Below are 13,394 nucleotides of genomic sequence, written 5' to 3'. Positions count from 1 at the left end.
CTGGGCGGCGCCAAGCTGGTGCAGCCGACAAACCGGTGCCCGATCCAGAAATCAGCCGCCCACGACAGGTTCAACCGCGCGGCACCGCGTGTGCCGATGTCAGCCGGCTCTCGTCGGCGAAATGACCGAGACGACCCGGCTCCGAAGAACCGGACCTCAGTCGTGGTGCCGGCGAGGGCGGCCCAGCAGCCGGCGGCCCGCGTCGACGAGTTCGTGGCGGAGGGTTTCGTCGTCGAGCTGGGCGATGTCCGGCGAGCCACCGGTCATGGCGAGGCCGGTGAGGGTCACGAGGGCGGCCACGCGGGACGAGGTGTCGGGTTCGGGGCCGGCGAGGATGTCGATGAGGGCGTTTTTGAAGCCCTCCATACCGCGGGTCGAGTTTTCGATCGCGCGGTTGATGCCGGGGTCGCTGGAGAACAGGGCGACGAGTACGCGGTGGCGCACGACGAGGTCGACGAAACCGTCGAGCAGGTAGTCGACCTGGGTGCCGCGGCGGCGTTGCTTCGCGGCCTCCGACACGATGTGGTCGAGCTCGCGGATGGCGGGCGCCGCGACGGCTTCGGTGATCTCCGCCTTCGTCTTGAAGTGGTAGTACACGGCCGCCTTGGTGACCCCGAGCGCGTCGGCGATCATCTGCAGCGAGGTGCCCTCCACGCCGTGTTCGGCGAACAGCCGCAGAGCGGTGCCGAGCAGCCGCGTCCGAGTGTCTTCTGCCGGGGCGGCGGTAGTCATCGTTCCTCCTCGTCAAGCCCAGGAAGCGTACGTGACAGCTAGTCGATCGGCAAACCGAGATACTTGCCGATCGACAAGCAAACTCCTAGCCGTGCGGCTAGTCACATACTTGCCGACCGGCTTGGCAGCCTCCTTGCCGATCGGCTAGCTTCGGTGTCACTGGTTCGTGTGACGAAGGCCCTATTCGGGCGAAACGGAGAAACACTCGTGGCGACATTTCTGTACCGGCTCGGCCGGTTGTCGTTCCGGCGCCGCGCCCTCGTCACGGCCGTGTGGGCGGCCGTGCTCGTGGCGCTGGGACTCGGAGCGCTCACGCTGTCCGGCCAGCTCTCGGACTCGGTGACGATCCCCGGGACCGAGTCCCAGCAGGCGATCGACCAGCTGCAAGCCAAGTTTCCGCAGGCCGCGGCCGGTGGGGCGACCGCGCGAGTCGTGATCGCGGCCCCGCCGGGGCACACCGTGACCGACCCCGCCGGCCACGCGGCCGTCGAACAGACGGTGGCGCAGCTCAAGGCGGCGCCGAAGGTGTCGACGGTGGCCGACCCGTTCCAGGCCAAGTCGATCTCGCCCGACGGCCGCGTCGCGCTCGCCCAGGTGAGTTACCAGGTCAAGGGCTTCGAGCTCACGGACAGCGAGCGCCAAGCGCTGCTCGACAGTGCGAACGGCGCCAAGCAGAGCGGCTTCGAGGTCGAGTTCGGCGGCGACGCCGTGCAGGCCATGCCGGAAACCGGCGCCACCGAGGGCCTCGGCGTGGCCGTGGCGGCGGTCGTGCTGATCATCACGTTCGGGTCACTGCTGGCCGCCGGCATCCCGTTGCTCACCGCGCTCATCGGCGTCGGCATCGGCATGGCGGGCATCTACTTCGCCTCGGGCGCGCTGGAGCTGAACTCGAACACCCCGGTGCTGGCGCTGATGATCGGGCTCGCCGTGGGCATCGACTACGCGCTGTTCATCGTCTCCCGCTACCGGCACGAGCTCAGCATCGGCCGAGAACCCGAGGAAGCGGCGGGTCGCGCCGCGGGCACGGCCGGGTCGGCGGTGGTGTTCGCCGGCCTCACCGTGATCATCGCGCTGGCCGGGCTCACCGTGGTCGGCATCCCGTTCCTCGGCCAGATGGGCGTCGCCGCCGCCGCGACCGTCGCGATCGCCGTGCTCATCGCGCTCACGCTGCTGCCCGCCATCCTCGGCTTCGCCGGCACCCGCGTGCTCGGCGGCCGCATCCGCCTGCGCCGCAACCCGGGCAAGGCTTCGCACGGCGAACGCTGGGCCCGGTTCGTGGCCCGGCACCGCTGGCCCGTGCTGCTCACCGCGCTCGCCGGCCTGGTCGTGGTCGCGCTCCCGGCGCTGAGCATGCAGCTCGGCCTGCCCAACGACAGCACCGCCGCGCCCGGCTCCACGCAGCGCAAGGCGTACGACCTCGTGAGCGAGAGCTTCGGCGCCGGCGCCAACGGTCCGCTGCTCGTGGTCGTGGACATGGGCGCGGGCAAGGATCCTGAAGCGCTGAAGCAGGCCGTGGCCGGCATCAGCACGCTGCCCGACGTCGCCGGCGTCACGCCGCCGCGCCTCAACGCCGACGGCGACACCGCCCTGCTCACCGTGATCCCGAAGAGCGGGCCGAGCAGCAAGCAGACCGAGGACCTCGTGGCGGCCATCCGCGCGCAGTCCGAGCCGCTGCGCGCGACGACCGGCGGCAGCCTCGCCGTGACCGGCCAGACGGCCGCGAACATCGACGTGTCCGAGAAGCTCTCCGACGCGATGATCCCCTACCTCGCGCTGATCGTGGGGCTCGCGTTCATCCTGCTGATGCTGGTGTTCCGCTCGATCGTGGTGCCGCTCAAGGCGACGCTCGGCTTCCTCGGCTCGGTGGTCGCGACGTTCGGCGCCGTGGTCGCGGTGTTCCAGTGGGGCTGGCTCACCGACCTGCTCGGCGTCGAGTCGACCGGGCCGATCATGAGCATGCTGCCGATCCTGCTCATCGGTGTCCTCTTCGGACTCGCGATGGACTACCAGGTCTTCCTGGTCACGCGGATGCGGGAGGAGCACGTGCACGGCGCCGACCCGCACGAAGCCATGGTCACCGGTTTCCGCCACGGCTCCCGTGTGGTCACCGCCGCGGCCCTGATCATGATCAGCGTGTTCGCGGGCTTCGTGCTGGCCGAGTCGACGCTCATCCAGTCGATCGGGTTCGCGCTCGCGTTCGGCGTGCTGATCGACGCGTTCGTGATCCGCATGACGATCGTGCCCGCGGTGATGTCGCTGCTGGGGCGCCACGCCTGGTGGCTGCCGAAGAAGCTGGACAAGGTGTTGCCGAACGTCGACGTGGAAGGTGAAGGCCTGGCGAAGGCCCTCGACGCCAAGCCGCCGGCCGACGAGGAGCGCGAGCCCGCCCGCGTGTGAGGCTCGGGCGGATCGCCGTCGCCTCGCGGGTCGCTCAGCCGACCAGCCAGGCGACGGCGCCGCCGACCGCCAGCAGCGCAGCGACTCCCAGCGCCACGGCGATAAACTTCGCCGTCTTCCAGGTGGAGTAGACGCCACCGGCCAGGAAGCCGGCCAGCGCCAGCAACAGGATGGCGATCACCTCTTTGCTCACGGGCTCAGCGTGCCACACGGCCGCGACCAGCCCCGGACCGGGCAAAGGGGGCCGTCGAGGAGCTGTGCCACTGACGTGGCCGATGTCACGCTCGCCACGTCGGGGCCGTAGTCCATCGCAAATGACGGCTCGACGTGGCAAGCTTCCCGGGTGAGCGGAGCCGCCGATGCCGAGATCGTCCTGACACCGCTCGACGAGCAGGCGCTGGTCCAGCTCCTCGACGTCGCGGTCGGGGGCGCCGACCCGCTCGAGGTACTGCCGCCGATGGACGGCCCGCCGGGCTGGACCCCCGAGCGGCGCGAGGCGTTCCTGACGTTCCACCGGCGCAACTCGCTCGACCCCGAGACCGCGACCACCACCGCGTGGACCATCCGCGTCGGCGGCACCATCGTCGGCGGCGCGCGGCTGCACCCCGTGCACCGGGGCAAGTCGGTGGAGATCGAGGCCCAGGTCTGGGTCGCGCGCTGGGCCCGGGGCCGCGGGATCGGCAAGTGGGTCACCGAAACCCTCATCGACGCCGCGCGCGAAGGCGACGGCGGCCGCTACGTCGCTTCGGTCACCACGGACAACAAGGCGGCACAGCGCCTGATGAAATCCGTCGGTGCGAACGTCGACCTGCGGGACGATCGGGTCGATTCGCACCTCGAGATCTAGCCCGCGAGGCGCTGTGCCGGCTGTGCTTGCCGTGGGCGCTAGAGCACACCCTTCGTGGACGGAATGCCGCCCGCGCGCGGGTCCGGCTCGGTCGCGGCCCGCAGCGCCCGAGCCACGGCCTTGTACTCCGCCTCCGCGATGTGGTGCGGGTCGCGGCCGTGGATCACGCGCACGTGGAGCGCGATCTGGGCGTGGAACGACAGCGAGTCGAACACGTGGCGGGTGAGCACGAACGGGTAGTTGTTGCCGATCGTGAAGGTGTTGAACTGCTCCGGCTCCCCCACGTGCACGCAGTACGGGCGCCCGGACACGTCGATCGCGGCGTGGGCGAGGGTTTCGTCCATCGGGATCCACGCGTCGCCGAAGCGGCGGATGCCGCTCTTGTCGCCGAGGGCCTGGCGCAGCGCCTGGCCGAGCACGATCGCGGTGTCCTCGACGGTGTGGTGCGCGTCGATGTGGAGGTCGCCGGTGGCCTCGACCTTGAGGTCGAGCGAGCCGTGCACGCCGAACGCCGTGAGCATGTGGTCGTAGAACGGCACGCCGGTGGCGATCTCGACCTGGCCGGTGCCGTCGAGGTCGAGCTGGACCAGGATCGACGACTCCTTGGTCGTGCGCTCCACCTTGCCGATACGGCTCATCGCGGTACTTCCTTACTGGCTTCGAGGAACGCGTCGTTCTCTTCCGGCGTGCCGATGGTCACGCGCAGGTGCCCTTCGATCCCGACGTCGCGGATCAGCACACCGTGGTCCAGGTAGGACTCCCAGCCGGCGCGGGCGTCGGCGAACTGTCCGAAGAGGACGAAGTTCGCGTCGCTCGGCACGGGCGTGAACCCGAGGCCCAGCAAGGCTTCCACGACGCGGTCGCGCTCGGCCGCGAGCTTGGCCACGGTGGCGAGCGTGGCGTCGGCGTGGCGCAGGGCCGCCCGCGCCGCGGCCTGCGTGAGCCGGGACAGGTGATACGGCAGGCGCACGAGCTGCAGCGCGTCGACGATGGCCGGTGCGGCGGCGAGATAACCCAGGCGTCCGCCGGCGAAGGCGAACGCCTTGCTCATGGTGCGCGACACGATCAGCTTCGCCGGGTACTCGGCGATCAACGCCACCGCGCTGGGCTGCGAGGAGAACTCGGCGTAGGCCTCGTCCACCACCACGATGCCCGGCGCCGCTTCGAGGATCCCGCGCAGCTGGTCGAGCGGGATCGAGCCGCCGGTCGGGTTGTTGGGGCTGGTCACGAACACGATGTCGGGCTGCCGCTGCGCCACGAGCGAAGCGGCGGCCGCGGTGTCGAGCGTGAAGTCGGCCCGGCGCGGCACCGGCACCCACTCCGTGCGCGTGCCGGAGGAGATGATCGGGTGCATCGAGTACGACGGCTCGAAGCCGAGCGCGCTGCGGCCCGGGCCGCCGAAGGCCTGCAGGATCTGCTGCAGGATCTCGTTGGACCCGTTGGCGGCCCACACGTTCGCCTCGGACAGCACCACCCGCGTGGACACGGTGAGGTAATCGGCCAGCTCCGTACGCAGCGCCACGGCGTCGCGGTCCGGATAGCGGTGCAGGGAGGCGGCTTCGGCCCGCACGGCCTCGGCCACGTCGGCCACCAGCTCGGGCGGCGGCGGGTACGGGTTCTCGTTGGTGTTGAGCCGCACGGGCACGTCGAGCTGCGGCGCGCCGTAGGGGCTCTTGCCGCGCAGGTCCTCACGCAGCGGCAGGGCGTCGAGGGTCACCTCGGCACCCGGGACGGCTGTGCTCAACTCGGTCATCGGGTCTCCCCCGCGAATCGGGCGGTCACGGCCTCGCCGTGGGCGGGCAGGTCCTCGGCGTCGGCCAGCGCGACCACGCGGCCGGCGACCTCGCGCAGCGCGTCCTCGCTGTAGTCGACGACGTGGATGCCCTTGAGGAAGCTCTGCACCGACAGTCCCGACGAGTGCCGCGCGAAGCCGCCGGTGGGCAGCACGTGGTTGGACCCGGCGCAGTAGTCGCCGAGCGACACCGGCGCGTAGGCCCCCACGAACACCGCGCCCGCGTTGCGCACACGCCCGGCGATCTCGCGGGCGTTGGCGGTCTGGATCTCGAGGTGCTCGGCGGCGTAGGCGTCGACCACGCGCAGGCCGTCGTCCACAGTGGACACCAGGATCACGCCGGACTGCTTGCCGCCCAGTGCCTGGCCCACGCGTTCGCTGTGCTTGGTGGCGGCCACGCGCTCGGCGAGCTGCTTGTCCACCGCGTCGGCGAGCTCTTCCGACGTGGTGACCAGCACGCTGGCCGCGAGCGGGTCGTGCTCGGCCTGGCTGATGAGGTCGGCGGCCACGTGGACCGGGTCGGCCGTGTCGTCGGTCAGGATCGCGATCTCGGTGGGCCCGGCCTCGGAGTCGATGCCGATCACGCCGCGCACGAGGCGCTTGGCGGCGGTGAGGTAGATGTTGCCCGGGCCGGTGACGATGTCGACCGGGGCCAGCTCGGCGCCGTCGGTGTCGGTGCCGCCGTACGCGAGCAGCGCCACGGCCTGCGCGCCGCCGACGGCCCACACCTCGTCGACCCCCAGCAGCGCGGCGGCCGCGAGGATCGTCGGGTGCGGCCGGCCGCCGAACGCCGCCTGCGGGGGCGAGCAGACCACCAGCGAGCGCACGCCCGCGAGCTGCGCCGGCACCACGTTCATCACCACGGTGGACGGGTACACGGCCAGCCCGCCCGGCGCGTACAACCCGACGCGCTCCACCGGCACCCAGCGCTCGGTGACCGTGCCGCCGGGCACCACCTGCGTGGTGACGTCGTGGCGGCGCTGGTCGGCGTGCACCTTGCGGGTGCGCAGGATCGCCTCTTCGAGCGCGGCGCGCACCTGCGGGTCGAGCGCTTCGAGGGCCTGGGAAAGCTCCGCGGTCGGCACCCGCACGCTCGTGGGCCGGACCTTGTCGAACTGCTCGGTGTACTCGAGCACGGCCTCCACACCGCGGTCGCGGACCGCCTCCACCACCGGCCGCACGTGATGCAGCGCCGCGTCCACGTCGTATTCGGCGCGCGGCAGGGCGGCGCGCAGTTCGGCGGCGGTCGGGACCTGCCCACGCAGGTCGGTGCGGTTCAGCATGGTGACCAGGGTACGAGGTGGCTCCCGGCGTCCCGGCAGGGATACTCGGTGGTGACGACTTGTCCCACGATGAGGGAGGGCCCCCGTGCCGCGGATCGCGTTGTGCCAGCTGAACTCGGGCGACGATCCGGAGGAGAACCTGAAACTGGTTCGCACCGGCGTGGAGGCCGCGGTGGCCGACGGGGCCCGCATCGTGGTGTTCCCGGAGGCCACGATGGCCCGCTTCGGCCGACCGCTGGCGCCGGTCGCGCAGCCGCTGGACGGACCGTGGGCCTCGGCCGTGTCCGCGCTCGCCACCGAGCACGACGTGCTGATCGTGGCGGGGATGTTCACGCCCGCGTCCGACGGGCGGGTGCGCAACACGCTGCTGATCACCGGCCTCGGGCAACGGCTGTCGTACGACAAGATCCACCTGTACGACGCGTTCGGTTTCGCGGAGTCGGACACGGTGGCGCCCGGCGAGGAACCGGTCACCTTCTCGGTCGACGGCACGGTCTTCGGCGTGGCGACGTGTTACGACATGCGCTTCCCGGCCCTGTTCCAGCGGCTCGCCGACGACGGGGCGGATGTCGTGCTGGTGCCCACTTCCTGGGGCGCCGGCGAGGGCAAGCTGGACCAGTGGCGGGTGCTGGTGCGGGCCCGCGCGCTCGACTCGGGCTGCTGGGTCCTGGGGTGCGGCCAGGCCGATCCCGCCGTGACCGGCCTGCAGGTGAACCCGAAGGCACCCACGGGGATCGGGCATTCGCTGGTGGCGGACGGCTTCGGCCGGGTGCTGGCGGAGCTCGGCGACGGGCCGGAGACCGTGGTGGTGGACGTGGACCCGGCGGTGGCGGGGAAGGCGCGGGCGGCTACCGGCGCGCTGGCGAACCGGCGCCTGTAGGACTTGTCCCGACCACCCCGAGGTGGCGTTGATTGCGTCGAGCGCACCCCATGTGGCATGGGGGTGGGGTCAGCGGAGCAGGCCCTCGCGGATCGCGACGCGGACGAAGCCCGCGCGGCGGCGTTCGCCCGTTTTGTCGCGGATGCGGTCCAGGTAGGAGCGCACGGTGCGGACGCTGATGTTCAGGATCTCGGCCACGTCGACGTCGCGTTCGCCGGCGGCGACGAGGCGCAGCACCTGCTTCTCGCGTTCCGAGAGGACGATTTTCGGGCCAGCGTGGCGGTCTTCGCTGTCCTGGATGATCATGCCGGCGAGGGTGGGTGAGACGTAGGCGTTGTCCTGCGCGATGGTGCGGATGGCGCGCAGCAGCTCGTCGCCGTCGACGTCCTTGGAGAGGAAGCCCTTGGCGCCGGCCTGCATGGCGCCGAGGACTTCGGGTTGTTCGGCGTGGGCGGAGACCACGAGGACCTTGTGGCCCATGTGGCCGACTTCCAGCACGGCGGCGGCGTCCTGGACGCCCCGCAGCTTCAGGTCGAGCACGACGACGCTGCCGGGAGGCTGGTCCTGCACCGCGAAGCGGGCCACGGAGTCGGCGACGGCGCCGAGTTCGATGTCCGGGGCTTCGGTGAGGACGCGGGCGACCGCGTCGCGGTAGAGCGGGTGGTCTTCGATCACGCCGACGCGGATGCGGTCGGGATCGGCCGCCGCAGCGCCCCCGGCCCCGACAGCAGCGGCCCCAGCATCCCCGGCAGCACCCACGCCCGCCGCTTCTCCCCCAGTGTCGGCCATGAGCTACGAAGTCCTTCCCGCGCCGCCCACCAAGCCGCGGCGGATGGCTTCCTTCACCAGGCCCGGGCGGCGGCGTTCGCCGGTCTTGTCGCGGATGCGGTCGAGGTAGCCGCGCACGGTGCGCACGCCGATGTCGAGGATGGCGGCGATGTCGATGTCGCGTTCGCCGGCCGCGACGAGGCGCAGCACCTGCTCCTCGCGCGGCGAGAGTTCCATCTCGGGCCGCGGCACGGGGCGTTCGGTGTTGTCCTTGATGATCATCCCGGCCACCACGGCCGACACGTACGAGCCGCCTTCGGCCACCGCGCGGATGGCGGTGAGCAGCTCGTCGATGTCGACGTCCTTGGACAGGAAACCCTTGGCGCCGGCGGCGATCGCGGCCAGCACCTGCTCCGATTCGGCCTGCGCGGAGACCACGAGCACGTGGTGGCCGAGCTCGCAGACCTCCAGCACGGCGGCCGCCCCCGCGACGCCCGGCAGCCCGAGGTCGAGCAGCACGACCGAGCCGGGCGGCTGGCGTTCCACGTGGAAGCGCGCGACCGAGTCCACGACCGCGCCCAGCTCGACGTCCGGTGATTCGGCGAGCACGCGCTCCACCGACCGCCGGTAGAGCGGGTGGTCTTCGATCACCGCCACCCGGACGCGCGCGGACTGCGGCTCGAGAGCGCCTGGCCGTTCTTCTGTCATGTGCACCGACTCGCTCACCCCGTTCCACCCGACGGCACCGGCTGCCCGGCCGTGGCCGGGTCCAGCGCGGGTCCCGTCGGCACCAGTGCCAGGAGGCCGCTCGCGAGCGCCGGCCTGGCCACGGAACCGTATCCGAGCGAGGCGAGCGCCGGGGCCGTCGCGACCGGATATTTTCGGCCCAGGTCCGTGACCAGGTAGGTCGTGCCGGAGCCCGTGTCGGACACGACGGCGCCTCCCGACGGCGGCACGAACACCTCGTCGGCCACACGCGCGTCGCGTCGGGAGGTCACGGGCAGCGCGCGTCCGCCGGGCGGCACCGGCACGTCGGCGGAGACGAAGATCCGTCCGCCCTGCGCGCACAGCGTCACCGACGAGCCGGTGATCGGCGCCTTGCCGGGGATCCGGTCCGGATAGGCGGCCGGGTCCGCGCCGCCGGCGCGCGAGGCCGAGACCTTCGGCACCGCGGCGACGTCGGCGGCGCGCACGCGCACCGGCGCCGGGTTGCCGTCGTAGGCGGAGTCGTTGGCGGGCGTGGTGACGAGCAGGCTCGCCTCCGTCTGGCCGACGGGTTCGAGGCCGTCGGCGTGCACGAGGTAGTACGACGTCGCGTCGCCGGCGCTGGCCATCGCGTCGACCACGGCCAGGACCTCGCCGACGCGGGTGGTCCCGCCGCCGACCCGCGGGCCCGAGCCGCCGGCGCCGGGCACGGCGATCTCGCCGAGGTCGCGGCCGGCGGGCACGGTGTCGATCCAGCGCGCCGACACGGCGATGGTGGGGTAGCTGTCGAACTGCAGCGCGGCGGCCGCTTCGTCGCCGAGCCGGTAGCGGCGGCCGTCGGTCACGAGGTAGCGCTCGCCGCCCGGCAGCCGCACGATCACCCCCGAGCCGCGCGGCAGCTCCGTGCCCGCGGCCGGCGCGCCGAGCACCACGGCCACGAGCGGTTCGGCCGAAGCGGGCGCGTCCTGGGTGGTGCGGCTGCAGCTGGTCCACGGCGCCGAGACCAGGGCCGTGGTGGCCGGCAGGGAGTCCGGCGCGCCGGTGATGCCGATCTCCGTGCCGCGCGGGGCGGTGCCGAGATCGGTGGAGGAGACGGACACCGTCGCGTCGCCGTTGCCACCCGCGAGCAGGCGCGCCGAGGCGTAGTTGAGCACCGGGTGCACCGCGCCGTCGGCGCCGAGCACGAACCGCGCGCCGGTGCCTTCCTCCACGATCACGTGCCCGCCGGCCAGCCAGTCCTTGCCCCCCGAGGGGTTGAGCAGGCCGATCACGCCGAACACCGCCGTGACCAGCAGCGCCGCGGCCAGGCCCAACACCGTGCCGAGCACGAGCCGGCGGTTCGGTGCCACGGGGTGGTTGGCGTCGGCGGCCACGAGCGCGGACACGAGCCGGCGGCGCAGGAACTGGTAGGCCTGGATCTGGTCCCGCTGCGTCCACACGCTGCCCGGCCCCCTCACGCCTCGTTCCGGGCGCGAGCGTAGGAGCGCGCGGGCGCGCACGACGAGGGTAATTTTTACGCCCTGGCCGCGGTGTGTGGAGCGCTAGCGTCGGCGCTACCGCCCGGGGAAGGGGACGTCCGTGTCCGTGTCAGCACCGCCGGCACCCGCACCGGCGGCCGTGGCCGCGCCGCCTTCGCGAGCCGGCGACGCCGCGCTGCCGTGGCTGCTGCCCATCCGGCCCGTGCAGGCCGCGCTGTGGGAGATCTCGGCGATCGCGGTGCTGCTGGTGTTCACCGTCCACGGGATCACGCAACCCGTGCGCATCGCCGTGACCGCGGTCGCGGGCTTGCTGGTGCTCACCACGTCGGTGCGCTTCGGCGGCCGGCACCTCGCCGCGTGGACCGGCGCCTGGCTCGGTTATCGCCTGCGGCGCCACGACAGCCGTCGCGACAGCCCCGATCCGCTGCACCGCGTCGCCGGACCCGTGCGGGTGCGCCAGCACGTGGACCGCGCCGGCAACCGCTTCGGCGTCGCCGAGCTCGACGGCGACTGGAGCGCCATCGTGCGCCTCACCCCCGGCGCCGGCGAACCCCCGGCCGACGCTCTGCTCGCCATCCTGCGCAAGTCCTTCCACGGCACCGACATCCCGCTCGCCGCCGTGCAGCTGCTCACCTGGGCCGTGCCACGGGGTGCGCAGGTCTACCGCGCGCGCTGGCTCGCCGTGCGCTACCGCCCCGCCGACGCCCCCATCGCCGCCCTGGCCCGCGGCGGCGGCGAGCTGGGCGCGCTGCGCAGCACGGCGAGCGCGGCGCTGAGCCTGATGGTCGCGCTGGCCGAGGCGGGGTATCCGTCCACTGTGCTCGAAGCCGGTGAGCTGACCACGGAGCTGCGAGTGGCGCTCGGCGTGCCCGCTTCGCCCGTCCCCCTGGAAACCGACGGCGACGGCTGGCGGGCCTGGTCGTGGGCCGGGGCCACGCAGACGTGTTACCGGCCTCGTTCGACGCGCGGTCTGGCGCGGATTCTCGGCCTGGCGGTGCCGGAAGCCGCGTTCACCGCCACTTCGGCCACGCTGCGGCGCACGCCCGGTGGCCGGGAGCGGGTGGAGGTGACCCTGCGGGTCGGGGCTCGCTCCGGAGCGGAACCGCCGGTGGTGCAAGGAGTTTCGGCCGTGCCGCTGCACGGCGGTCACGAGGCGGCCGTGCGGCGGACGTTGCCGCTCGCGCTCACCTGATCCCGCGTCATCCCCCAACCCGGCACGACCGCGGCCACCAGCACCGCCACCGCGACCCAGCAGGCGACCGGCGCGCCGGCGGAGAAGAAGACACTGCCCAGGCCCGCGACGCCCAGGGTGGCGCCGAGTTGCTGCACCGCGTTCAGCAGACCCGCGGCGGAGCCGGTCTCGGCCGGGCCCACGCGCTGCAGCGCGGAATTGAAGAACGGCACCGTGAACAGCCCGATCCCCAGCCCGCCGACGGCCAGCGGCACCAGCGGCGACCAGCCGTAGGCGAACGCCGCGGCCAGGCCCGCCACGCCGGCCGCCAGCACGGCGAGGCCGGCGAACAGCAGGCGGCCGCCGAAGCGGGGCACGAGGTGGGTGCCGGCGACCCACGAGGAGACCGCGAGGCCGGCCGACCACGGCAGCAGCGTGAGGCCGGCTGCGCGAGGGCCGGCGTGCGCGGTGACCTGCAGGTGCAGCACGACCACCTGCATCAGGCCGGACATCACGGCGAAGAACAGCACCGAGGTGAGCAGCGCGGCCGGGAACCCGGCGTCGCGGAAGAGGCCGGCCTCGATGAGCGGGCGGCGGCCGCGGTGCCACGAAAACCGTTGGTGCACGCCGAAGACCACGAGCAGCGCCACTCCCGACGCGAACACGCCCGCGTGCCAGCTCGCCACCAGTGGGTAGACCACCAGGCCCGCGCCCGCGGCGACGAGCGCGGTGCCCACGAGGTCGAGGCGCGGCCGGGTGGCCGCGCGGTCCTCGGTGAGCAGCGCGGCGGCCACGAACACCGCGAGCCCCAGCGGCACCGTCACCAGGAACACCGCGCGCCACGACCACGCCTGCGTGAGCACCCCGCCGAGCACCGGCCCGCACACGGCGGCGAGGCCCATCACGGGCCCGATCGCGCCGAGGGCCTTGGCGCGGTCGGGGCCGTCGAACATCGCGCGGATCAGGCCGATCGTCTGCGGGATCACCAGCGCCGCCGCGGCGCCCTGCACCGCGCGGAACACCAGCAGCGGCACCGGCGAAGGCGCGAGCGCGCAGGCCGCCGAGGCGAGCGTGAACGCGGCGACGCCGATCCGGAACACCCGGCGCCGGCCGGCCAGGTCGCCGAGGCGGCCGCCGGTCACGAGCAGCAGCGCGAACGGCAGCGTGTACGCCGCGCTGTACCAGGAGATCGTGGCCGCCGCGCCGCCCAGTTCGGCGTGGATCGCGGGGGCGGCGACTTGCACGATCGTGGCGTCCAGCAGGTTCATCGCCTCGGCGACGAGCAACACGGCCAGCGCGGCCCAGCGGTGATTCGACATGTTCCCGAGCGTGCGGCGCACC

General features: G+C 72.9%; 13 protein-coding genes. 4 read left to right on the top strand and 9 right to left on the bottom strand.

Translation table 11 applies throughout. From position 1 onward, the window contains the following. Window positions 1-156 precede the first annotated feature (156 nt). Window positions 157-732: a TetR/AcrR family transcriptional regulator gene (locus VSH64_RS00510; protein WP_326569572.1), complete on the bottom strand. Its 576-nt coding sequence runs from the start codon at window positions 730-732 to the stop codon at window positions 157-159. Between the two features lie 207 nt (window positions 733-939). On the opposite strand from VSH64_RS00510, the gene VSH64_RS00505 reads away from it, so the two are divergent. Further along, window positions 940-3,129, top strand: coding sequence for an MMPL family transporter (locus VSH64_RS00505; RefSeq protein WP_326569571.1), 2,190 nt, complete (start codon window positions 940-942; stop codon window positions 3,127-3,129). A gap of 34 nt (window positions 3,130-3,163) precedes the next feature. Here VSH64_RS00505 and VSH64_RS00500 read toward each other — a convergent pair whose 3' ends face one another. Then, on the bottom strand, window positions 3,164-3,322 hold the full coding sequence (locus VSH64_RS00500) for a hypothetical protein (RefSeq protein WP_326569570.1): 159 nt from the start codon (window positions 3,320-3,322) through the stop codon (window positions 3,164-3,166). Window positions 3,323-3,472: 150 nt separating this feature from the next. On the opposite strand from VSH64_RS00500, the gene VSH64_RS00495 reads away from it, so the two are divergent. Next, the gene (locus VSH64_RS00495; protein WP_326569569.1) at window positions 3,473-3,976 is read left to right on the top strand and encodes a GNAT family N-acetyltransferase; all 504 of its coding nucleotides are present in this window, start codon (window positions 3,473-3,475) and stop codon (window positions 3,974-3,976) included. Between the two features lie 38 nt (window positions 3,977-4,014). Here the strand turns inward: VSH64_RS00495 and hisB are convergent, their stop codons facing one another. The 3 genes from hisB to hisD are packed head-to-tail and all read right to left on the bottom strand — an operon-like array spanning window position 4,015 to window position 7,051. After that, window positions 4,015-4,614: an imidazoleglycerol-phosphate dehydratase HisB gene (hisB, locus tag VSH64_RS00490; RefSeq protein ID WP_326569568.1), complete on the bottom strand. Its 600-nt coding sequence runs from the start codon at window positions 4,612-4,614 to the stop codon at window positions 4,015-4,017. Then, window positions 4,611-5,729 (bottom strand): histidinol-phosphate transaminase, encoded by a 1,119-nt coding sequence (locus VSH64_RS00485; RefSeq protein ID WP_326569567.1) that lies wholly within the window; start codon window positions 5,727-5,729, stop codon window positions 4,611-4,613. Before VSH64_RS00485 ends, hisB begins: the two co-directional genes overlap by 4 nt. Beyond that, window positions 5,726-7,051: a histidinol dehydrogenase gene (hisD, locus tag VSH64_RS00480; RefSeq protein WP_326569566.1), complete on the bottom strand. Its 1,326-nt coding sequence runs from the start codon at window positions 7,049-7,051 to the stop codon at window positions 5,726-5,728. The genes VSH64_RS00485 and hisD overlap by 4 nt, the downstream gene beginning before the upstream one ends. An 85-nt stretch (window positions 7,052-7,136) precedes the next feature. Between hisD and VSH64_RS00475 the strand changes: the two genes are divergently transcribed. Then, window positions 7,137-7,931, top strand: coding sequence for a carbon-nitrogen hydrolase family protein (locus tag VSH64_RS00475; protein WP_326569565.1), 795 nt, complete (start codon window positions 7,137-7,139; stop codon window positions 7,929-7,931). 69 nt (window positions 7,932-8,000) lie between these two features. Here VSH64_RS00475 and VSH64_RS00470 read toward each other — a convergent pair whose 3' ends face one another. The 3 genes from VSH64_RS00470 to eccB are packed head-to-tail and all read right to left on the bottom strand — an operon-like array spanning window position 8,001 to window position 10,843. Then, on the bottom strand, window positions 8,001-8,720 hold the full coding sequence (locus VSH64_RS00470) for a response regulator transcription factor (protein ID WP_326569564.1): 720 nt from the start codon (window positions 8,718-8,720) through the stop codon (window positions 8,001-8,003). A 3-nt stretch (window positions 8,721-8,723) separates the two neighbouring features. After that, window positions 8,724-9,407, bottom strand: coding sequence for a response regulator transcription factor (locus VSH64_RS00465; protein WP_326569563.1), 684 nt, complete (start codon window positions 9,405-9,407; stop codon window positions 8,724-8,726). A 14-nt stretch (window positions 9,408-9,421) separates the two neighbouring features. After that, a complete protein-coding gene (gene eccB / locus VSH64_RS00460) occupies window positions 9,422-10,843 on the bottom strand; it encodes a type VII secretion protein EccB (RefSeq protein WP_326569562.1) in 1,422 nt (473 codons plus the stop codon). A 139-nt stretch (window positions 10,844-10,982) separates the two neighbouring features. Here eccB and VSH64_RS00455 point away from each other — a divergent pair, with 139 nt between their 5' ends. Then, a complete protein-coding gene (locus VSH64_RS00455; protein WP_326569561.1) occupies window positions 10,983-12,074 on the top strand; it encodes a type VII secretion protein EccE in 1,092 nt (363 codons plus the stop codon). Here the strand turns inward: VSH64_RS00455 and VSH64_RS00450 are convergent. Continuing rightward, the gene (locus tag VSH64_RS00450) at window positions 12,029-13,372 is read right to left on the bottom strand and encodes an MFS transporter (RefSeq protein WP_326569560.1); all 1,344 of its coding nucleotides are present in this window, start codon (window positions 13,370-13,372) and stop codon (window positions 12,029-12,031) included. The two genes, VSH64_RS00455 and VSH64_RS00450, sit on opposite strands and share 46 nt — an antisense overlap. Between the last annotated feature and the right edge of the window lie 22 nt (window positions 13,373-13,394).

It is taken from the genome of Amycolatopsis rhabdoformis, from assembly GCF_035918295.1.
GTDB lineage: Bacteria > Actinomycetota > Actinomycetes > Mycobacteriales > Pseudonocardiaceae > Amycolatopsis > Amycolatopsis rhabdoformis.
Note: the sequence above shows the minus strand (reverse complement) of the source record. Positions and strands in the feature narration are given on the sequence as shown.